Annotated in this window: 22 protein-coding genes; 11 read left to right on the top strand and 11 right to left on the bottom strand. The window is 69.6% G+C overall.

Annotated features, from left to right (window positions below; translation table 11 throughout):
• Positions 1 to 24: 24 nt before the first annotated feature.
• From FCG67_RS08185 to FCG67_RS08175, 3 genes are all read right to left on the bottom strand, one after another.
• Positions 25 to 1,548, bottom strand: coding sequence for an HNH endonuclease signature motif containing protein (locus tag FCG67_RS08185; protein ID WP_136908790.1), 1,524 nt, complete (start codon positions 1,546 to 1,548; stop codon positions 25 to 27).
• Between the two features lie 85 nt (positions 1,549 to 1,633).
• Entirely contained in the window at positions 1,634 to 1,840 is a 207-nt protein-coding gene (locus tag FCG67_RS08180; RefSeq protein ID WP_211243144.1) for a hypothetical protein, read from the bottom strand.
• A 126-nt stretch (positions 1,841 to 1,966) separates the two neighbouring features.
• Positions 1,967 to 2,314: a DoxX family protein gene (locus FCG67_RS08175; RefSeq protein ID WP_136908788.1), complete on the bottom strand. Its 348-nt coding sequence runs from the start codon at positions 2,312 to 2,314 to the stop codon at positions 1,967 to 1,969.
• A gap of 91 nt (positions 2,315 to 2,405) precedes the next feature.
• Here FCG67_RS08175 and FCG67_RS08170 point away from each other — a divergent pair, with 91 nt between their 5' ends.
• From FCG67_RS08170 to FCG67_RS08155, 4 genes are all read left to right on the top strand, one after another.
• Positions 2,406 to 2,864, top strand: coding sequence for a MarR family winged helix-turn-helix transcriptional regulator (locus FCG67_RS08170; protein WP_136908787.1), 459 nt, complete (start codon positions 2,406 to 2,408; stop codon positions 2,862 to 2,864).
• Positions 2,865 to 2,868: 4 nt separating this feature from the next.
• Positions 2,869 to 4,029, top strand: coding sequence for an o-succinylbenzoate--CoA ligase (gene menE, locus FCG67_RS08165; protein ID WP_136908785.1), 1,161 nt, complete (start codon positions 2,869 to 2,871; stop codon positions 4,027 to 4,029).
• Between the two features lie 192 nt (positions 4,030 to 4,221).
• A complete protein-coding gene (locus tag FCG67_RS08160) occupies positions 4,222 to 5,220 on the top strand; it encodes an ATP-binding cassette domain-containing protein (protein ID WP_136908783.1) in 999 nt (332 codons plus the stop codon).
• Positions 5,217 to 6,050 carry an ABC transporter permease gene (locus FCG67_RS08155; protein WP_136908781.1) on the top strand — a complete coding sequence of 278 codons (834 nt, stop codon included), beginning with the start codon at positions 5,217 to 5,219 and terminating at the stop codon, positions 6,048 to 6,050. Before FCG67_RS08160 ends, FCG67_RS08155 begins: the two co-directional genes overlap by 4 nt.
• Positions 6,051 to 6,113: 63 nt before the next feature.
• On the opposite strand, the gene FCG67_RS08150 is transcribed toward FCG67_RS08155, so the two are convergent.
• Positions 6,114 to 6,605 carry a MarR family winged helix-turn-helix transcriptional regulator gene (locus FCG67_RS08150; RefSeq protein WP_136908779.1) on the bottom strand — a complete coding sequence of 164 codons (492 nt, stop codon included), beginning with the start codon at positions 6,603 to 6,605 and terminating at the stop codon, positions 6,114 to 6,116.
• 183 nt (positions 6,606 to 6,788) lie between these two features.
• Between FCG67_RS08150 and FCG67_RS08145 the strand changes: the two genes are divergently transcribed.
• Positions 6,789 to 8,237, top strand: coding sequence for an MFS transporter (locus FCG67_RS08145; protein ID WP_136908778.1), 1,449 nt, complete (start codon positions 6,789 to 6,791; stop codon positions 8,235 to 8,237).
• A gap of 39 nt (positions 8,238 to 8,276) precedes the next feature.
• Here FCG67_RS08145 and FCG67_RS08140 read toward each other — a convergent pair whose 3' ends face one another.
• Complete coding sequence (locus tag FCG67_RS08140; RefSeq protein ID WP_246044934.1) at positions 8,277 to 11,570, bottom strand: AfsR/SARP family transcriptional regulator; 3,294 nt, start codon at positions 11,568 to 11,570, stop codon at positions 8,277 to 8,279.
• Positions 11,571 to 11,692: 122 nt separating this feature from the next.
• Between FCG67_RS08140 and FCG67_RS08135 the strand changes: the two genes are divergently transcribed.
• Positions 11,693 to 12,562: a 1,4-dihydroxy-2-naphthoate polyprenyltransferase gene (locus FCG67_RS08135; RefSeq protein WP_136908776.1), complete on the top strand. Its 870-nt coding sequence runs from the start codon at positions 11,693 to 11,695 to the stop codon at positions 12,560 to 12,562.
• A 6-nt stretch (positions 12,563 to 12,568) separates the two neighbouring features.
• Here FCG67_RS08135 and FCG67_RS08130 read toward each other — a convergent pair whose 3' ends face one another.
• Together FCG67_RS08130 and FCG67_RS08125 are read right to left on the bottom strand one after the other, a co-directional pair.
• Positions 12,569 to 13,006 (bottom strand): hypothetical protein, encoded by a 438-nt coding sequence (locus FCG67_RS08130; protein ID WP_136908774.1) that lies wholly within the window; start codon positions 13,004 to 13,006, stop codon positions 12,569 to 12,571.
• A gap of 88 nt (positions 13,007 to 13,094) precedes the next feature.
• Entirely contained in the window at positions 13,095 to 13,478 is a 384-nt protein-coding gene (locus FCG67_RS08125) for a phage holin family protein (RefSeq protein ID WP_097210309.1), read from the bottom strand.
• Positions 13,479 to 13,544: 66 nt separating this feature from the next.
• Between FCG67_RS08125 and FCG67_RS08120 the strand changes: the two genes are divergently transcribed.
• Positions 13,545 to 14,090 (top strand): GNAT family N-acetyltransferase, encoded by a 546-nt coding sequence (locus FCG67_RS08120; protein ID WP_136908772.1) that lies wholly within the window; start codon positions 13,545 to 13,547, stop codon positions 14,088 to 14,090.
• A gap of 72 nt (positions 14,091 to 14,162) precedes the next feature.
• Positions 14,163 to 14,468: a hypothetical protein gene (locus tag FCG67_RS08115; RefSeq protein ID WP_136908770.1), complete on the top strand. Its 306-nt coding sequence runs from the start codon at positions 14,163 to 14,165 to the stop codon at positions 14,466 to 14,468.
• Between the two features lie 25 nt (positions 14,469 to 14,493).
• On the opposite strand, the gene FCG67_RS08110 is transcribed toward FCG67_RS08115, so the two are convergent.
• Together FCG67_RS08110 and FCG67_RS08105 are read right to left on the bottom strand one after the other, a co-directional pair.
• Positions 14,494 to 15,069, bottom strand: a complete 576-nt coding sequence (locus FCG67_RS08110) for a Clp protease N-terminal domain-containing protein (protein WP_136908768.1) — start codon at positions 15,067 to 15,069, stop codon at positions 14,494 to 14,496.
• A gap of 4 nt (positions 15,070 to 15,073) precedes the next feature.
• Positions 15,074 to 15,289 carry a hypothetical protein gene (locus FCG67_RS08105; protein WP_027500706.1) on the bottom strand — a complete coding sequence of 72 codons (216 nt, stop codon included), beginning with the start codon at positions 15,287 to 15,289 and terminating at the stop codon, positions 15,074 to 15,076.
• A 115-nt stretch (positions 15,290 to 15,404) separates the two neighbouring features.
• On the opposite strand from FCG67_RS08105, the gene FCG67_RS08100 reads away from it, so the two are divergent.
• Positions 15,405 to 15,707, top strand: a complete 303-nt coding sequence (locus FCG67_RS08100; protein WP_136908767.1) for a hypothetical protein — start codon at positions 15,405 to 15,407, stop codon at positions 15,705 to 15,707.
• A 27-nt stretch (positions 15,708 to 15,734) separates the two neighbouring features.
• Here the strand turns inward: FCG67_RS08100 and FCG67_RS08095 are convergent, their stop codons facing one another.
• Complete coding sequence (locus tag FCG67_RS08095; protein WP_136908765.1) at positions 15,735 to 16,211, bottom strand: DUF8021 domain-containing protein; 477 nt, start codon at positions 16,209 to 16,211, stop codon at positions 15,735 to 15,737.
• Between the two features lie 181 nt (positions 16,212 to 16,392).
• Here FCG67_RS08095 and FCG67_RS08090 point away from each other — a divergent pair, with 181 nt between their 5' ends.
• A complete protein-coding gene (locus FCG67_RS08090) occupies positions 16,393 to 16,866 on the top strand; it encodes a cupin domain-containing protein (RefSeq protein WP_246044933.1) in 474 nt (157 codons plus the stop codon).
• A 144-nt stretch (positions 16,867 to 17,010) separates the two neighbouring features.
• Positions 17,011 to 18,900, top strand: coding sequence for an ABC transporter ATP-binding protein (locus tag FCG67_RS08085; RefSeq protein WP_136908763.1), 1,890 nt, complete (start codon positions 17,011 to 17,013; stop codon positions 18,898 to 18,900).
• A 65-nt stretch (positions 18,901 to 18,965) separates the two neighbouring features.
• Here the strand turns inward: FCG67_RS08085 and FCG67_RS08080 are convergent, their stop codons facing one another.
• Positions 18,966 to 20,627 (bottom strand): 2-isopropylmalate synthase, encoded by a 1,662-nt coding sequence (locus FCG67_RS08080; RefSeq protein WP_169310479.1) that lies wholly within the window; start codon positions 20,625 to 20,627, stop codon positions 18,966 to 18,968.
• Positions 20,628 to 20,637 lie beyond the last annotated feature (10 nt).

Genomic DNA, 20,637 nt, shown 5'->3' with positions numbered 1-20,637 from the left:
CTGGGGATTGGCCGCGGCCGGCCGCTACGGGAGACCGTCTGCGGCCGGCCCTTCGCCCCGCGCATCTCGCCGCGGCCATGACCCACCCCGCTCGCGTATGCCGGCCTCCCTGCGGGCGTTGGCCTTTCGCCGGGCGCGCTCGAGAAGCTGTCGCGGGTGATGGCGGTGGTTGACGCGGGGTTTCTGCTCAGGGTCGATGTGCGGCGGTGCGATCCACTCGGTGCGGCCCGCATATTCGGTGCCCTCGGGGGCAGTGACGGTCTTCCAGCCGCCGGGCCCGTCGTGGATGAGGGCGTGGCAGCCGTCGCACCCGAGGGTCAGCGCGCCGATGTCGGTGACGCCGCCCCTGGACCAGTCGTGGACGTGGTGGACGGCGGTCATCGTGGCCGGGGCGTCGCAGCCGGGCCGGGTGCAACCACCTTCGGCCGCGATCAATGCGAGCCGTTGGTCGGCGGTGGCGAGGCGTTTGCTCCGTCCGAGGTGTAGTGGTCTGCCGTTGTGGTCGAAGAGCACCAGCACGGGATGTGACCGTTCGGCGAGCTTGAGGGCGTCCTTGATGGGGACGATTCCCCCGGATGCGGTGGTGACCACACCTGTTTGTTGTTCGAGTTGATCGACGGTCATCGTCAGGATCGTCGTCACCGGCAGCCCGCGATGGGAGCCGAGGACGCCGGAACCCAGAAGGGCGCGCAGCGCTTCTTTGAAGGCGTCGTGGTTGCGTTGTGCGGTGGTGCGGGTGTCGCGTCCGGCGGCGGCGGCAAGCTGGTCGCGGTCGACACCAGGGTGTTCGGCGGCGCCGGTGGGTGATTCGGGGTCGTAGGGATTGTTCATCCCGGGCCGCGCCCACTTCGCCAAGATCGGGTCGAGCAATGCTCTGGCTTCGGGGTCGAGGTGACCGGAGATCGGGGTCATGAGGTTTTTGTCCTGGCGGCCGAGGCGGATCCCGCGCAGACGCTTGCGGTCTCTCTCGTCGGTGAGGTTGCCGTCCGGATTCAGGTGCGCGAGCAGCTCGTGCCCGGCCTTCTCGACGTCCTCCGGTGTTGCCGAGCGCGCCAGCTCGGCGAGGACCTGCTCCGCGGCGGTGACGTCGGTACTGCTGACTGCGTGGGGGATCTTGCGGATGGTCTCGCGTATCGCGCGGGCGTGGTCCGGTCCGATGTTGCCGTCGCGTTGCGCGGCAGCGGTTTCGGGCAGGTCCGCGGGTAGCGGCTGGCCGGACAGCGCATGCCAGGTGCCCAGCGATTTCGCCGCGGTGACCCGAGCGGAGGCATCGGCCGCGGAGATCCGCAGCACGGCGATGAGCAGTTTGTTGACGGACTTGTGGCCCAGCTTGCCGGGTAGGGATCGTTCTGCCGTCTCCACGATCAGCCGGTGCCCCACCGCCCCGGCCCGACGAAGCGACTTTTCGACCTGCTGCATGACCGACGTCAGCTCGCCGTCAGACAACCCGGTCAGATCGCACGCAGTGAGCCCATCGATAGCGGCGGCCAACGCAGACAGGTGTTCCTGCACCTGCTCCCCGGCCCCGACCCCATCGATCGAACTCATGTTCTAATTCTACTGCCAGGGTCCGACATCCATCCGGCGACACACTCCGAGCTACCGGATCCGTCAAGCGGCGATGAGAGTCGGTTCAGTTACTGATTGCCGGTGCCGCTCCGATGTAGGTGACACTGCCGACCTGCGCGGCCGTGAACGCGGCGATGTCCGCACGGGTGATCGACCACCCGATCTTGTCGGTGCCGAAGAACCCCTCATGCGCGACGCCCTGTGCGGTGCCGGTCCTTCGGGGCGATGAAACGGACGAAGGTCCAGTCGAGCCCGAAACGGCGAACTTCATCGTGCGGTTACTCCTCGTTCTGTTCCGACCGCGTCACGCACACGAGGGGACAATGTCGGCCGAGAGACGGGCCGTCGATTCCCGAGACCTGGTGGGCGCGCACAGGATCTTCAACCGCAACGCAGGTCATGCAGTCGCGATCCTGAGCACCACCGCGGCGACTGCCGCCAGCCCGAGCACGACCGCGGGCGCGATCGCATAGTCGTGGGCACGCACGTGCGCGACGACGGCGCCGAGGAAGTACAGCGCGACACCGACCGCCGCCGCCACACCGATCACCGGCACCACGAGGCCGATCAGCAACCCGGCGGCGCCCGCCGCCTTGGCGAGGGCGAGACGCGGCAGCAACGCATCGGGAACACCGAGTTCCGCGAAGCCCCCGACCAACTTCTCGTTGCGGGTGAAGGTGAGAAATGCCGAGGTACTGAGAGCTAGGGCGAGGACCACAGCGATGACGGCATAGGCGATGAACATGAGCGACCTCCAATGGTTAACAGGCAAAGATCGTTGAAGCGTAACAATGATTGAGGAGTCTCCAAAATGGAGGTGCTGATACGGTGGCTGAATGGCTGCAGAACGGGTCGACGGCGCCCCCACCGACCGCCTCGGATTCCTCCTCGCCTGGCGCGGCGAGGCCACCAGCGCCCGGATTCGCGGCGCCCTCGGGGTAACCGGACTGCACCCGCGCCACGCGATGACTCTGATGCACCTCGGCACCGGCCCGGTGAGCCAGCGAGCGCTTTCCGACATGCTCGAGGTCGACCCCAGCCAACTCGTCGCGATCCTCAACGAACTGGAGAGCGATGGCCTGGCCGAGCGCCGCCGCGATCCCGCCGACCGGCGGCGACACATCGTGGAGATCACCGAGGCGGGGACGGCGGCACTCCGGAAGGTCGACTCCGCGCTGAACGAGGCCGAACGCGAACTGTTTGCCGCCTTCTCCGAGCGCGACCTCGCGTCGCTGAGGACCATGCTCGACTGGGTCGACGTGGCGTCCGTGCAGCACGAGTGCTCGGAAGACTGAGTCGGTGACCGGCACGCTCGAGGTCCTACCCGTCCGATCCGGCCCGGCCACCCGAGAAGCACTCCCCCAGCTCGAACGCGCGCTCGCGGGCGACGGACCGGCGCTGCTCCCCGTGCCCGCCGACGACGACCGTGAGATCCGGCGCCTGACCGATGCCCTGCACCCGGGTGAGCCGATCGACGGATCAACCGCTCTGGTCGTCGCGACTTCGGGGACCACCGGGACCCCCAAGGGGGCCCTGCTCACCGCCGCCGCGCTACGCGCCAGCGGCGAGGCCACCCACTCCCGCCTCGGCGGGCCGGGGTCGTGGCTGCTGGCGCTCCCCGCACACCACATCGCGGGGATCCAGGTGCTGTTGCGCGGCCTGCTCGCCGGCACCGAGCCCGTGATAGTCGACGTCGCAACGGGTTTCGACCCCACTGTCCTGCCGGGCGCGATCGCTGCGATGACCGGGCCGCGCCGCTACACCTCGCTGGTGCCGACCCAGTTGATCAAGGCGCTCGATCACCCGGCGGCCACTGCCGCGCTGGCCGAACTCGACGCGGTGCTGCTCGGCGGCGCCGCCACCCCGGCGCCGGTACTCGAACGGGCGCGCACCGCGGGCATCACGGTCGTCCGTACCTACGGGATGAGCGAGACCTGCGGCGGCTGCGTCTATGACGGGGTACCGCTCGACGGGGTACGGGTGCGGATCGAGGACTCCCGCGTGCTGTTGGGCGGACCGGTGTTGGCCTCGGGGTATCGCGGGCTGCCCGACCATCCGGCGTTCGCGGAACCGGGCTGGTTCCGTACCGACGACGCGGGCCTGCTGTCGGACGGCGTGCTGTCGATCACGGGCCGGCTGGACGAGGCGATCTCGACGGGCGGGCTGACGGTCGTCCCGCAGGTGGTGGAGGCGGCCCTGTCCGCCCATCCCGCGGTGGCCGAATGCGCGGTGTTCGGGGTTCCCGACGCGCGGCTCGGCCAGCGCGTGGTGGCGGCGGTCGTGCCTGCCGCGGGCACCGCGCCCACCCTCGAGGATCTGCGCGCCCACGTGGAGCGGACCGTGGACTCGACCGCGGCGCCCCGCGAACTGCACCTGATGCCTGCGCTGCCGCTACGCGGACCCGGCAAGGTGGACCGCCGGGCACTGGCCGAGCAGTTCACCGGCCCCGCGACGGGATAGCGCTCTCACTCAGCGCGATGCGATCCCGTCGAGGACCGCTCGCACCAAGCCGTCGACCAGGGTTGACTCACCGGGCTTGCACCGCGACAGCAACGACTTCGCGCCGCGACAGCGCCCGCATGCGCGACGCAAGGCCCGTGCAAGGGCGGCCCCGCACTGTTGTGTCATTCGAATTCCACGAAAGGACACCGCATGAACCTCTCGGTTCCCCCCGCCATCGAAGCGGTTGGGTTGGTCAAGCGATTCGGAGACGCCACGGCCGTCGACGGCGTCAGCCTCACCGTCCCGACCGGTTCCGTCTACGGCGTGCTCGGCCCCAACGGTGCGGGCAAGACCACCACCGTCCGGATGCTCGCCACCCTGCTCCGACCCGACGGCGGGCAGGCCCGGATCTTCGGCCACGACGTGGTGCGCGAACCCACCGCCGTCCGCTCCCTGGTCGGGGTCACCGGCCAGTACGCGTCCGTCGACGAGGACCTCACCGCCACCGAGAACCTGATGATCTTCTCCAGGCTGCTCGGCCTGTCCCGATCGGACGCCCGCCGCAAGTCCGCCGAACTGCTGGAGGAGTTCGACCTCGTCGAGGCCGCGACCAAGCCACTGAAGAACTTCTCCGGCGGCATGCGTAGGCGCCTCGACCTGGCCGCCAGCCTGATCGCGCACCCGCCGCTGCTGTTCCTCGACGAGCCCACCACCGGCCTCGACCCGCGCACCCGCGCCCAGATGTGGGAGACCATCCGCCGACTCGTCGCGGAGGGATCCACCGTCCTGCTCACCACCCAGTACCTCGACGAGGCCGACCAACTGGCCGACCGGATCGCGGTCATCGACCGAGGCAAGGTCATCGCAGACGGCACCGCCGACGAACTCAAGGCCTCGGTCGGGATGTCCGCGCTGCAGCTCAAGCTCGTCGACAAGACGCGCGTCGAGCAGACCCGATCGCTGCTCGCCGAGTCTCTCGGCGTCGAGGTCGCGATCACCCCGGAGGCGGGCAGGCTCACCGCCCCGCTGACCGATCCGTCGGTCACCCCCGAACTGCTGATCCGGCTCCGAGAGCACGGGATCGCGGTCGACGAGATCACGGTCAGCAAGCCCAGCCTCGACGAGGTCTTCCTCACCATCACCGGCCACGGAACCGACGAATCCGATTCCGCCGCAGCCGAGTCCGATACCGAACGGAGCGTCGCATGACTACCGCCACCCTCGCGCCCGACACCAGGAGCACCCATCCCGGACCGCCGCCCGCGGCTCGGTCGATCAGCCTGAGCGAGACCGTCACACAGTCGATCACCATGGCCCACCGTGGCCTGATCAAGCTCAAGCACAATCCCGAGCAGCTGTTCGACGTGGTAATCCAGCCGCTGATCTTCACGGTGATGTTCACCTATATCTTCGGCGGCGCCATCTCCGGCGACGTCAAGTCCTACCTGCCGATCATCATTCCCGGCATCCTCGTGCAGACCGTCATCACGGCCTCGATCGTGACCGGCACCCAGCTGCGCGAAGACATGGACAAGGGCGTGTTCGACAGATTCAAATCCCTTCCCATCGCCCGCATCTCGCCGCTCGCGGGCGCGCTGCTCTCAGACATGGTCCGCTACTTCATCGCCACCACCATCACCTTCGCCATGGGCCTGGCGATGGGCTACCGACCGGGCGGCGGCGTGATCGGCGTCGTCTCGGCGGGACTGCTGGTGATGGTGTGCGCCTTCGCCATCAGCTGGATCTTCGCGCTGATGGGCGTGCTGATGAACAAGGCCTCGTCGGTGCAGGGCATCTCGATGCTCATCCTGTTCCCGCTGACCTTCATGTCCAACGCGTTCGTGCCCTCTCACACCATGCCCGGCTGGATGCAGGCCTTCGTGAACGTGAACCCGGTCTCGCACCTGGTGACCGCGGTGCGCGATCTGGCCAACGACGGCCACTTTGGCATCCAGGTCGTATGGGCCCTGCTCGGTGCCGCGATCATCGTCGCGGTGATGGCCCCGCTGACCGTCCGGACCTACATGCGCAAGACCTAGCCGCGGCGTTTTCCACCCGAGAGATCCGTATCCCGTTCGGGGTACGGATCTTTCGTGTCGCGGCTACTCCGAATCGTTCGCCTCGGCGGTTCCCGAGTTCCCCGGGCGCGGCCAGGGCCGCCCGGCGAGTCGTTCGATGTCGGTGTTGAACCGCTTGAGCCACCCGGCGAACGCCTCGACGTCCTCCGGTGCCCAGTCGGCCATCACGCTCCCCAGCGCGCGGACGTTGTAGGACCGTTCCGCCTCGAGGCGGCGGTCCCCCTCGGCGGTGATGGCGAATTTGCGGGCCATGCCGCCGTCGGGGTCCGGGATGCGTTCGACGAGTCCGGAATTCAGCATGGCCGAGGTCTGGCGGTGCAGGGTCGAGACATTGAGCCCGAAGGCATCGCTGAGCTCCCCGATGGACATCGGGCCGCCCATGCTGATCCGGCTGAGCAGGGTGTAGGCACTGCGATCGAGCTGATACTCGTCGCGCCGCGGGCGGGGATTGTGCAGGTTGAGATGCCGCCCGAGCAGCATCGTCTCGAACTCGATCAAGTGCGTGGGCTTGTCCATGCGGCCTTCCGTCGATCCCCGTGGCGCCCGCCGGTCCGGGCTTCCAGAGCGGGTGTCGCCTCGGTTGCACGATACCCATCGCACGCACGGTGCAGGCGATTTGCATTATGCAATTGATGTGTATTGTGCAATCTCTGTGTATCTAGCACATCCAGTGCTTCAGTGAAATCGAGGAGATGGTCCGTGTCAGGTCCGAGCCCCACCGTCAACCCGAATGGCCTGGTCGGGGTGCTTGCCTTCACCGGCATCGTCGCCGCGCTCATGCAGACACTGGTCGTCCCCCTGATCGGGGACCTGCCGCGCCTGCTCGACACGACCGCGTCCAACGCCTCCTGGGTGATCACCGCGACGCTGCTGGCCGGAGCGGTCGCGACCCCCGTCACCGGACGACTCGGGGACCTGTACGGCAAGCGCCGCATGCTGCTGGTCTGCTCGGTACCGCTGATCGCCGGCTCGATGCTCTGCGCGGTGGCGTCGTCCGTGCTACCGATGATCGCCGGACGGGCCCTGCAGGGCATCGGGATGGGCATGATCCCGCTGGGCATCAGCGCCCTGCGGGACCTGGTGCCGCCCGCGCGCCTGAACTCCTCGATCGCCCTGATGAGCGCATCCATGGGTATCGGCGGCGCGGTGGGCCTGCCGCTCGCCGCGGCAGTGGCCGAGGGCACCAGTTGGCGTGCGCTGTTCTGGGGCGCCACCGCCCTGAGTGTCCTGGTCGCAGTGGCGATCTGGCGGTTCGTGCCGGGTACCCCCGTGCTGGGCGCGGGCGGCCGGTTCGACCTGCTCGGCGCGCTCGGGCTCGGCGTCGGCCTGGTGTGCCTGCTCACCGCCGTCTCCAAGGGCGCCACCTGGGGCTGGACCAGCGGCACCACCGTCGCCCTGTTCGTCGGCGCCGTCCTGGTGCTTCTCGCCTGGGGCTGGTGGGAGCTGCGCACCGTCGACCCGCTGGTCGACCTGCGGGTGACCGCGCGACGGCAGGTGCTGCTGACCAATATCGTCGGCGTGGTGATCGGCTTCGCGATGTACGCGCAGTCGCTGATCATCCCGCAGTTGCTGCAGATGCCCGAGTCCACCGGGTTCGGCCTGGGTCAGTCGATGCTGGCGATGGGCCTGTGGATGGCGCCCGGCGGCCTGGTGATGATGCTGGTCGCCGCCCTCGGTGCCCGGCTCTCCACTGCGCGCGGACCGAAGATCACCCTGCTGGCGGGCAGCCTGGTCATCGCCACGGGCTACGGGTCCTCGATGCTGCTGATGGGCTCGACCTGGGGCCTACTGATTGTGGTCTGCATCTGCAGCGCAGGCATCGGCCTCGCCTACGGGGCGATGCCCGCGCTGATCATGGGTGCGGTACCGCTGTCCGAGACCGCGTCCGCCAACAGCTTCAACACCCTGATGCGCTCCCTCGGCACCTCGATGGCCGCGGCCGTCGTCGGCGTGGTGCTCGCCCAGATGAGCGTCCAGGTCGGGGATTACACCCTGCCCACCGAGAACGGGTTCCGGACCGGACTGCTGATCGGCTGCGGGGTCGCGCTCGTCGCCGCCGCTGTCACCGCGGCCATCCCCGCACGCCGCGCGAGCACCCCGGCGCCGAGCCCCTTCGCCACCGAACCACACGAGCTGTCGAAGGCCTGACCGTCATCGGCTGCCCGCGCCCCGGCGCGGGCAGCCGGTTCACAGTGGCGTTTTCTCCCCGTCCGTACGGTCACGCAGGGCCACCAGGATCTCGTCACGCGCGACCCGCCGCGGCATCCGCTCGACCCGTGCCAGTTCCGCGTCCACCCGTTCCACGCCGAGCGCCTCGCGCGCCACGCCCAGGTGTCGCGACGACTGCATCGACGGAAAGTCCTGTCGGGCGGCGACCCTGGTCGACAGGGCGATCATCCGCAACCCGCCCTCGGGGTTCCTCCCTGTCGCGATGTCGAAGCTGCCCACCGCGCACGCCACCCCGCCGGTCTGCGGAAGATCCGGGTAGCCGTCCGGACCGAGATGTGTCATGACCATCCCAGCGTAGGTGTCGACCAGATCCGCGATCTCGTCGCCGCGACCCGCCAGCGCGTGCGCGGCCACCGTCGCCGCCAGCAGCATGAATCCGAACGGATCGGGGGTCACTCCCGTGTTCTCCCAGCCGACCAACTCCAGCGCGTGCCGGTACCCGCGCAGCCCCGCATCCACCGAGCCCTCGGCCAGGTCCACCTCGGCCATTGCCGCCGCGATCGCGCCCGCGCTCTGCCTGGCATCGCCAATGCCGAACGTCGACCGATCCCCCGCGATGGACAGTTCCACCGCCTCGACAGCCGAGCCGCCCGCCACCAGTTCCCGTCGAGCCTCCTCGACACGGCCGGCACCGACGAGCGCGGCCCCGATATAGCTGCGCAGCGTGGTGCTCTCCTCGTACGCGTGCAGGTCCCAGAGCAGTTCGGCGGCCCGCCGGTAGTACCCGACCGCCTCTCCGTACCGCGCGGACTGCCCGGCCAGGCTGCCGAGGTGCTGCAGCACCATCGCCAGGCCCCAGACGTCTCCGCCCGCCTCCGCGATGTCCCTGGCTGCCATGGCGTCGGACCAGGAGCCGTACAGGTCGCCGCTGTTCTCCCGCAGGTTGGCCCGCGCCATGTACGCCGACGACCGCGCCGACGGGTTCTCGGACCGGATTGCGCGAGCGAGCTTGCGGGCCAGACCCTTTCCCGATACGGGCATGATCACCAGCGAGGCGTTCATCCGCACCGCCTCGTCGATGTCCGTCCGAGACGCCAGGATCGCCCGGAGCCTGAGCCGGGTCACGGCCAGTGCCCTGCTGACGCCGACGAACGCGGTGTGGCCGACGATGACCAGGTAGGTCAGCGCCAGGCAGTTCCCCGACAGCGACTCAGGGCTGTACCTCCTCGGGTCGATCTCGAGGACCCTCGGCGCGAGTGCGATCACCTCGGAATGGGCCCCGCGGAAGGACCACGTGACACCCAGCACCGGGAACACCGTCAATGCGCCGACCCCGTCACCGACGGACAGCGTGTGGCGCAGCACGGCGAGCAGGTTGTCGTGCTCGGCCTCGATCCGGAGGGCGGTGGCGACCTGATCGCCATCGAGGAAGTCCCGCACCGCAGCCAGGCAGAACGACTGTGCCCAGGCGACCGTCCTGGCAGTGACCTCGTCCGATTCGTCCGCGCGCGCCAACTGCCCGTCGCCGAATTCCCGCACTGTCTCGAGCATGTGATAGCGCAGGCCCGACGAGTCCGCCCCCTCGACAACCGAGAGCATCGACTGGTTCACCAATCCGTCGAGGGCATCGGCGATATCGGACACCTCACCCCACTGCGCCACCTCGACGGCCGCGGCGAGGGTGAAACCCGCAGGGAACCGGCACAATCGACGCAGCGCGGCCTGCTGGTCCGGTTCGAGCAGATTCCAACTCCACTCGATCACCGCCCGCAAGGTCCGGTGCCGCTCCGGCGAGGTCCGGTCACCGGAGCGCAGCAGCGCGAACCTGTCGTCGAGCCTGGCGTTGATCTCCGCGACGCTCATCGTGCGGACCCGGGCGGCCGCCAACTCGATGGCGAGCGGTAGGCCGTCGAGCGTCCGGCACAGCCGCGCGACCTCCACCGGATCGAGCCGAGCCGCCGGACGCACGGCCAGCGCGCGAGCCCGGAAAAGATCCGTTGCGGGCGAACCGGACTCGTCGATCACCAGGGGCGGCAACGGGTACACGGCCTCGGCGGTGATCGCCATCGGGGCCCGGCTGGTGGCCAGCACGGTCAGGTTCACGCTGGCCGCCACCAGGTCGGCCACCACCTCCGCGACATCGTCGATCAGGTGCTCGCAGTTGTCCAGGATCAACAGCGTCGGCCGGGCAGACAACGCCTCCCGGAGCCGATCGCGAGCGTCGTAGATACGGGCCCTGTTCAATGCGGTGCCGGGGGTGAGTTCGGCCTCGCTGAGCCCGAGCGTGCCGCTGATGGCCGTGACCACATCCTCGCCGCTGCGCAACGATGCGAGCTCGACAAGGGCGACCGGAACCCGCTCCGCGGCCCGCGAACCGAGCGCGTGCGCGACTCGGGTCTTTCCGGTTCCACCGGGACCGAGCACCGTCACCACCCTGGAGGTCGCCAGCAGGTCCTCGATCGCGTCCAGATCCCCCTCGCGTCCCAGCAGCGCGTTCGGCGCTGCGCGCAGGCCGACCGCCATCAGGGCAGGCCGGGGCGCAGCATGAGCGGGCTCCGGCGCCGCGTCCGCCTGGACCGCACGCACCGGCAGTTCTCCGTTCAGCACAGCGGCATTGAGCCGAACCAGCCGCGGTGAGGGGTCTGTCCCGAGTCGGTCCGCGAACCTGCCGCGGAGTCCGGCGAACACCTCCAGCGCGTCGTTCGCGCGACCGAGTCCGTTCAGCACCACCATCAGCTGTTCGTGCGCGCGCTCGTCGAGCGGGGCGCGCGCGGCCCTGTTCTCGGCCAGCGGCAGCGCCTCACCCAGTTCACCCGCCTCGATGAGGGCGACGACCTCGACCGTGGCGAGCGCAGCCAGTCGCGCCTGCCCTTCGTCGACGAGTTCCCGCGCCAGCTCGCCTGCCGGCAGGTCCGCGCCCGGTTCGCCGCGCCACAACGACTTGGCCCGGCGGATCGTATCGATGGCCCCACGCGGATCGCCCTCGGAGATCAGCTGCTGCGCCTGTTGCTCCCACATCCGGGCGAGCGTGAGGTCGACCTGCGCCCGGGTGAGGTCGAGCCGGTATCCCGCGGGCCCCATCTCGATCGCGCCCTCGGGCAGTGCACCGCGCAACCGCGAGATCTGGGTGTGCAGCGCATTGATCGGCGAACGCGGCGGAGTGTCTCCCCACACGTCCTCGATCAGGGCCTGGGCGCTGCGGCTGCGGCCGGGCCTGCAGGCCAACGCCACCAGCAGGCTGCGCGCCCGTGCCCCCGGCAACGGCACCAGCTCACCGCCCCGGCGCGTCGAGATATCACCCAAAAGGGACACGACAATCAGTGGCCGGGGATCAGCGGTCACTGCGGAGTCGCTCGTATCGGGTTGCACCGGCGACAATGCTAATCGGAGCGGCGGTCCGCGTGCGGAATGTGGGTAGGTGCAAGGATCGCCTCATGGCTTCTGTCTCGCAGTGGATCGAGGGTGCCCGACCGCGCACCCTGCCGAACGCGATCGCCCCGGTGCTGGTCGGCACGGGCGCCGCGGCCTCCCTGAGCGGCGCGGTGTGGTGGAAGGCCGTGCTGGCATTGGTGGTCTCGGTGGCGCTCATCGTCGGGGTGAACTACGCCAATGACTACTCCGACGGAATCCGCGGCACCGATGACGTCCGGGTCGGGCCGCTGCGACTGGTCGGCTCGAAGCTGGCTTCACCCGCCGCCGTGAAGCGTGTGGCCTTCGCCTGTTTCGGGCTCGCCGGGGTGGTCGGGGTGGTGCTCGCACTGTCCTCGGCCTGGTGGTTGATCCTGGTCGGCGCGCTGTGTATTGCCGGCGCCTGGTTCTACACCGGCGGCAGGAATCCGTACGGGTACAGCGGGTTCGGCGAGGTCGCGGTGTTCGTCTTCTTCGGACTGATCGCCGTGCTGGGCACCCAGTTCGTCCAGGCGGAGCGAATCGACTGGGCGGGCGCGGTCTCGGCCGTCGCGGTCGGGTCGTTCTCGAGCGCGGTCCTGGTGGCGAACAACCTGCGCGACATCCCGACCGACACCGAGTCCGGCAAGCGCACCCTCGCGGTGCGGCTCGGCGACCGGGGCACCCGCACCCTGCACCTGGCGCTGCTGGTGGTGCCGTTCGTGGTGACCCTGGTCCTGATTGCCCGCACCCCGTGGGCGCTGGTGGGACTGCTCGCACTTCCGTTGGCGGTCAAGGCCAATGCCCCCGTGCGCTCCGGCGGGCAGGGCCTGGCCCTGATCCCGGCGCTGGCCGGGACCGGGCTGGCGATGCTGGTGTGGGGCGCAACGACCGCGCTGGCGCTCGGCCTGGGCTGAGCTGAGCTAGAGCGCCGAACAGACGAACGGCGCGGCACCGGCGTACAGGTTGTCGAAGGGGTTCGCGTCGAGCCCGACCCCGAAGGCGGACGCGACGACGGGGTTGAGGATGAGCGCGGTGGAGAACGTGTCGTTGTCGTAGACCACCGTCTGGCCCGGCGCGATCTCGGCGGCGTGGTTCGTCACCGAATATGTCAACGGAATCCACACCGAGGTCCCGACCCCGCGCACCGGCGCCGACCCGACATTGGTGACCGTCGTGAAGACGTGCGCGGAGGTGCGCCAGTCCGCGGGGCCGGTGCCCGTCGTGCGGCAGCCGTAGCCGACGCTGACCCGCAGGTCCCCGATCCCCGCGCTGCCGGCGCTACCCGCGCTGCCTGAATCCGCCGCCGCCGCGGGGCCCGCGCCCAGTGAGAGCGCCGTCACCCCCACTGCGGCCGACACTGCTAACCGTCGAAAGTTCACGGAGCCTCCCGGGTTGACGCACGACCGTCGCCTGACGCCTGTCCTGTTCGTATCGACGTCGGCTGCCTCAGCGTTTCGCCGAGGGCACCACCGCGGTGAGCACGAAATTCACGATCGAGATGATCAGCGCGCCCCAGACCGCCGTCCAGAACCCGTCCACGGAGATACCGAACTCGGTCGTCTCGGTGATCCACGAGGTGAGCATGAGCATCAGCGCGTTGATCACGAGGGTGAACAGGCCGAGGGTGAGGATCAACAGGGGCAGCGACAGCAGCTGCACCAGCGGCTTGATGAAGGCATTGATGACGGTGAACACGAACGCGATGAACAGGATCACCAAAATGTCGTTGCCCGTTCCCCCGTCGGAGGTGGCGATGTCGATGCCGGTCACCCAGGAGGAGGCCAGCCAGATCGCGATCGCGTTGATCGCCAGACGAATCAGCAAAGTCATGCGTGCATGCTGGCACACCGGAGAAAGCGGGCGGCGCGGCGGCGGCCCAGCGGCTAGAAAGGACGGGTGATCCGTTCGGCCACCGCCACAGACCTCGTCCACCTGCCCGCCATCGAGATCGCCGCGGGCGTGCCGTTCCGCTCGGTCGGGATGGACGCGGTGGCCGACGACGCCCCGCCCACGGTGAGCGAGCTGGCCGAGTATCAGCGCGCTGGCCGCGCCTGGGTCGCGACCACGGACGACGACACCGCGATCGGTTACGCGCTCGCCCTGGTGGTCGACGACTCCGCCCACGTCGAGCAGGTGTCCGTCGACCCCGCCCACGCCGGGCGTCGACTGGGTGCGGCGCTGATCGACGAGGTCGAGCGCTGGGCCGCCGAGAGACACCTCCCCTGGCTGACCCTCACCACATTCACCGAGGTGCCCTGGAATGCCCCGTACTACGAGCGGCTGGGGTTCCGGGTGGTGCCCGCCGACGAGGTGACGCCCGGGCTGAGGTCCATCCGCGAGCACGAGGCGGAACACGGCCTCGACGCCTGGCCCCGGGTGACCATGCGGCGCATCGTGGGATCGACACTTCCGCAGCGGCCGAACCGGCGCGATACTGACTGAGGGAGGGCCCCGGCCGGGTTCGAGCACGCGGACGACCCGGGCGGCGCAACGCCGGGGGCACGAGGAGCCATCATGAGCGTGGTCGTCATCCTGCACTTCGACGTCGCGGATGTGTCCGCGGCCAAGCAGTCACTCGCCGACAACGCCGCCATGCTCGACGAGATCAGCGGCGACGCGAAAGCTCTCGGTGCCCGACATCACCGGTTTGCGGCGAACTCGGGCGGACTGGTCGTGGTCGACGAGTGGGACAGCGCGGATGCCTTCCAGCGATTCTTCGACGGCAACGACAAGGTCGCACGGGTCACGGCGGCGGCGGGCGTCCAGGGCCCGCCGACGATCGAGGTCCTGGAACCGGTCGAGGCGGCAGGCAGCTTCTGACCGAGCGGGACGCCCCCTCAAGGCCCTAGGCCGCGCGGTCGAGCAGTTCGAGAATCTTGCCACGCAGTTCGTCCGGGTCGACCTGCGCCGCCATCACGTCGCGGGCACCCGCGTCGTCCGTACGGAGAATGCCGAGCAGGATGTGTTCGGCACCGATGTGGTCGTCCTTGCGCGCCAGGGCCTCCCGGAGCGAGAGCTCGATGGCCTTCTTCGACGCCGCCGTGAATGGGATGTGCCCGCCGACCAGCCGGCCGAACCAGCCGCGCCGCTCGCCCGGTTCCGCGCGATCGAGGGCGTTCTCACCGAAGCCCGCGTCGAGGCTCTCCCGCACCGCATCGAGATCGATGCCGATCGACCTGAGTGCCTCGGCGTCCTCCGCGCCGAGCGCCCGGCCGCCCCTCGCCTCGGCGGCCGCGGCACGCGTCGCCTCGAGCGTGAGTCCGGCATCGTCGAGCGTGCGCCCCAGCGGTGTATCTGCCGCTGCCGCGACCACGCCGAGCAGCAGGTGCTCGGTGCCGATCTGCGGGGCCTTGAGCGCCTTGGCCTCCGCCTGCGCCCCGATCACCGCGGTGCGCGCCTCGGTCGTGAACCGTTCGAACATCCCGCTACCTGCCCTTCCTGTTGTGCTTCTGGTGAACTGCCTGCCTGCTGACCTCGAGCGAGTCGGCGATGGCCTGCCAGGACCAGCCCTGCCTACGGGCGTTCTGGACCTGGATCGTCTCCAGTCGCTCGAGCAGCCTGCGCAGCGCGAGCACCGCCCGCAGGCCCACCTTGGGGTCGGGGCTGCCCGCCGCGGCTGCCAGATCCGTTGCTTCGGTCATGTCTGTCAATTTAAATTGACAACCCGAAGGTGTCAAGCAGGGTTGACACGAGGGGTCGCGACAGAACAACGGCTACCGTGGTGACGAGTTGACGTCGATCCGAGGAGCATCACCGATGGCATTGCCCAAGACCGCCGTATCCGCGCTCGCCGCAGGAGGACTCGTCGGCGGTTTCGCCGTCGCCCAGCAGACCGGCAACCGCCCGCTCGGCGGCGCCGTGCTGGCCGCGGTCGGCGCCGTGTGCACCACCAGCTGGGTGCAGGGATCGGGACCCGCGCGGGGTGTCGCGTTGCTCGCCACCTACCTCGGCGCGTTCGGCGCCTCGCATCCGCTGGCGAAGAAGATCGGCGCGTGGCCGTCGGTGGGAGCGGTGGCGGCGGGCACCGCCCTCGCCTCGCAGCTGATCAGCAAGAGCTAGGTCGGGCTCAGCCCGCCTGTCGCCCGCTCAGAAGAGTGACTTCGGCTTGATGTGCGCGACAATGGCGTGGATGGTTCCGTCCGGGACCTCGAAGGTCTCGGTGATCTCGACGGTCATCAGGCGCACATCGCCGACGCCCGCGTCCAGCAGGTACGTGGTGGTGACGACGTCGCCGGACTCGGACATCCGCAGGTCCCTGATGCCCCGGATCACCCGATACTGCGGGCCGTGCTCGAGGTCCCTGGTCATCTGCGGGCCGTTGAAGCCGGTCTTGAGCCCGGCCTCGACCCGGGTCGCGTCGGGGGCGAACTTCACGGCGGACGCATCGTGCGAGATCAGCGCGTCGATATAGGCCCTGGCCACCGCCTCGCGCTCGGTGTCGACCCGTGCCGGGTCGGCCGACACGGCCGGACCGGCGGTCGCGGGTCCGGCCGCGACCACCGCGACGGCCACCGCAGTGGCGATTCCGGCGGCTGACAGGGCAAGGATTCGACGAGTGCGCATGGGCGAATCCTAGCTAGAACCTGTTCCAGATGCGACGAGTTCCGGCAGCGTGCGAGTCGATCGACCCGACCGTTCCGTCGCGGAATCGCTCGGACTGCGGGACCATCGATACAGGCGAGAGCCGTGCTGCGGGCAATCCCGCCCCGCCGCCGCCTCGGTTCTCCGAACGAACGGATCCGGAATGACCGCCGTGACCAAGTTCGCCCGACTGGCCGTACCCGCCGCCCTCGCCACACTGTGCGCGGTGAGTGTCGGCGCTCCCGCACTGGCCACGCCGCCGTCGGGCGTGACCGCGGAGGACCTCGCCGAGCTCGAACTCAACCCGTCGCTGCTCCCCCCGCCGCCGCCCGGGCACCCGCCGGTCCCCGGCGAGGTGGAGGGCACCCTGCGCCGGATCGTGATCGCCCCCGGCGGCAGTACGGGATGGCACCACCACAACGGCCACGTCCAGGGGATCGTCGCCGCAGGCACGCTGACCCGCGTGTTCGCCGACTGTTCCCGCCAGTCCTCCCCCGCCGGCTCGTGGGTCACCGAGGACCCAGGCGGGGACCACGTCGGACTGAACCTGGGAACCGAGCCGGTGGTCCTGCTCGTGACGTATCTGCTCCCCGACGACGAACCCTTCGCCCAGGACGCGCCCGCGCACTGCCCCTGAGGACCCTCGGCGATGACCGGAACACCGGCTTGACCTCAAGTTCACTCGAGGTCTTACGGTCGGTGCAGACGGACGGGAAATCCGGGTATGTCGGACCCCCGCCGTAGCGTTGCACCGGTCACAACCAAACCCGAGAGGTCCACCATGAGCATGGAATCCGTCGCGTGGAGCTCGATGTACCGCATGATGAACTCCCACGACGAGAAGCGACCCTTCTCGATGGCGACGGTCCGTCGAATCCTCGGCTTCGCCACCCCGCACCACCGCAAGCTCGCAAAGTTCCTGCTGATCAGCGTCGTCACGGCCGCCCTCGCCGTCGCCACCCCCGTGCTGGCGGGACGCGTGGTCGACGGCATCGTCAACGGCTCCGACACCAGCGTCGTGATCAAACTCGCGGTGTTGATCGCGCTGATCGCGATCGTCGAGGCGGGCCTCGCGCTGTACAACCGCTTCCTGTCCGCGAGCATCGGCGAGGGCCTGATCCTCGACCTGCGCACCGCCGTCTTCGACCACGTGCAGAAGATGCCGATCGCGTTCTTCACCCGCACCAGGACCGGGGCGCTGGTCAGCCGCCTCAACAACGACGTCATCGGCGCCCAGCGGGCGTTCAGCGACACCCTCTCCGGCGTCGTCGCGAACCTGGTCACCCTCACCCTGACCCTCGTCGTGATGCTCAGCATCTCCTGGCAGATCACCGTGCTCTCGCTGCTGCTGCTGCCGGTCTTCGTGTTGCCTGCCCGCCGGATCGGATCCCGGATGGCGCACCTGCAGCGCGAGGCCGCGAACCACAACGCGACCATGAGCACGCAGATGACGGAGCGGTTCTCCGCTCCCGGCGCGACGCTGGTCAAGCTGTTCGGCCGCCCCGCAGAGGAGTCCGCCGAGTTCGCCACCCGAGCAGGCCGGGTGCGCGACATCGGGGTGCGCACCGCGATGGTGCAGTCCGCCTTCGTCACCGCGCTGACCCTCGTCTCCGCCCTTGCCCTCGCGCTGGTCTACGGACTCGGCGGCTTCTACGCGCTCAAGGGTCAGCTCGACGCGGGTTCTGTTGTGGCCCTGGCGTTGCTGCTGACCAGGCTGTACGCCCCGCTGACCGCCCTCGCGAGCGCACGGGTCGAGGTGATGAGCGCGCTGGTCAGCTTCGAGCGGGTCTTCGAGGTGCTCGACCTCGAGCCGCTGATCGCCGAGAAGCCGAACCCGCTTCCGGTGCCGGACGGGCCGGTGTCGGTGGAGTTCGACAAGGTCCGCTTCGCCTACCCGTCCGCGGACAAGGTGTCGCTTGCCTCGCTCGAGGAGGTCGCGCAGCTCGACAACCGCGGCGGTGTCGAGGTCCTGCACGAGCTGTCGTTCCGTGTGGAGCCCGGCCAGATGGTCGCGCTGGTCGGCTCCTCCGGCGCGGGCAAGTCGACCATCGCGCAACTCGTGCCCCGGCTCTACGACGCCGACTCCGGCGCCGTCCGGCTGTCGGGGGTGGACGTGCGGGAGCTGTCCGCGGCGTCGATCCGCGGCGCGGTCGGGATGGTCACCCAGGACGGGCACCTGTTCCACGAGTCGATCCGGGCGAATCTGCTCCTGGCCCGGCCGGGGGCGACCGAGGAGGAGCTGTGGGAGGTGCTCGGCCGGGCCCGCCTGACCGAACTGATCGCGGCGCTGCCCGACGGACTCGACACCGTCGTCGGCGAGCGGGGATACCGCCTCTCCGGCGGCGAGCGTCAGCGACTGACGATCGCCCGCCTGCTGCTCGCGCATCCGCGGGTGGTGATCCTCGACGAGGCCACCGCGCACCTGGACTCCACCTCGGAGGCCGCTGTGCAGGCTGCACTCGGCGAGGCCCTGGCCGGCCGGACCTCGGTGGTGATCGCGCACCGACTGTCCACGATCCGGGCCGCGGACCAGATCCTGGTCATCGAGGAAGGCCGGGTCCTCGAGCGCGGCACCCACAACGAGCTGCTCGCCGCAGGCGGACGGTACGAGGAGCTGTACCGCACCCAGTTCGCGGACACCGACGCCGACGCGAAGGTCACCGCGAGCTGAGAGTCCGGGCAGGCCGCGGTCGACGATCGCGGCCTGCCCGGTCCCGGCGTCCGATCGGGCCGGAATTATCCGGTCGCGGTGACCACGGCCAGCACCGACTCGAGCGCCGACGCGGTGACCGAGGAGTCCAGCCCGACGCCCCACCGTGTGGTCCCGTCGATTCGGCACTGCGCGAACGTGATCGCCCGGCCGTCGCTGCCCTCGCCCACCGACTGCGCCGCCAGGCTCAGCACCTCCAGTTCCCACCCGTACCCGGACAGGATCCTGGTCAGCGCCTCGACGGGTCCGCTCGCCGTCGCGGCCCCCACGACGGGTGCGCCGCCCACCGTGGCCTGGATCCGCAGCTCGTCACCGTCCTCCCGGTGCTCGACCGTCCACCGCGCGAGCCCACCGTGGTTCCCGTACTCGGCCAGCAGCAGGTCCCACAGCTGCCGCGCGGTCACCTCGGCCCCGCTGTGGTCGGCGGTGCGCTGCACCCGCCGCGCGAAGTCGATTTGCAGGCCCCTGGGCAGGTCGATGTCGTAGCCGCTCTGCAGCAGGTACGCGATGCCACCCTTGCCGGACTGGCTGTTCACCCGGATCACGGCCTCATAGTCGCGGCCGATGTCACGGGGGTCGATCGGCAGATAGGGCACGTCCCATGACGCCCGGTCCGGATCCGTCCCCGCAGCCCGCGCCGCGGCGTGGTGGTGGGCGAAGCCCTTCTTGATCGCGTCCTGATGAGTGCCCGAGAACGCGGTGTACACAAGGTCGCCGCCGTAGGGATGGCGCTCGTGCACGTCGATCCTGTTGCAGTGCTCCACCGTTCGGCGCACCGCGTCGAGGTCGGAGAAGTCGATCATCGGGTCGACGCCCTGGGCGTGCAGGTTCAGCCCCAGCGTCACCAGGTCCACGTTGCCGGTCCGCTCGCCGTTGCCGAACAGGCAGCCCTCCACCCGCTGCGCGCCCGCCAGCACCGCCAGTTCCGCGGCCGCGACGCCGGTGCCGCGATCGTTGTGCGGGTGCACCGAGAGGATCACCGAGTCCCGCCTGGCCAGGTGTCGGTGCATGTACTCGATCTGATCGGCGTAGACGTTCGGGGTGGCGATCTCCACCGTCGCGGGCAGGTTGTGGATCACCGGCCGGTCCGGGTCGGCGTCCCACAGTTCGGTGAGGCTGTTGCACACCTCGAGGACGAAGTCCGGCTCGGTCAGGTTGAACACCTCGGGCGAGAACTCGAAGCGCGTGCCCGTCGCGGTGTCGCCGCACCGGGCCACGTCCTGCGCCGCATCGAAGATCAAGCGGTGCAGCTCATCTCGATCGCGTCCGAGCACGACCGACCGCCAGGTCGGTGCGGTCGCGGTGTACATGTGCAGCACCACGTTCGGCAACCCGCGCACCGATTCGAAGGTTCGCTCGATCAGGTCGGTGCGGGCGGCGGTGAAGACCACAATGGTGACGTCGTCGGGTACCAGCCCGAGCGTCACGAGGTCGCGGACGAAATCGAAATCGGTCTGGCTGGCGGACGGGTAGCCGACCTCGATCTCCTTGTATCCCATGGCGATCAGTTGCTCGAAGAAGCGACGCTTGCGGGCCGGATCCATCGGCTCGGCGAGCGCCTGGTTGCCGTCGCGCAGATCGACGGGCACCCAGAGCGGCGCGACGGTGGTCCGGTTCGAGGGCCAGGTGCGCTCGGTCAGCGGCACGGGCACCCGGTCGGGGTACGGCCGGTAGCGGTGCGAGGGCATCGGGGACGGG

Source organism: Rhodococcus oryzae (genome assembly GCF_005049235.1).
GTDB lineage: Bacteria > Actinomycetota > Actinomycetes > Mycobacteriales > Mycobacteriaceae > Rhodococcus_G > Rhodococcus_G oryzae.
Note: the sequence above shows the minus strand (reverse complement) of the source record. Positions and strands in the feature narration are given on the sequence as shown.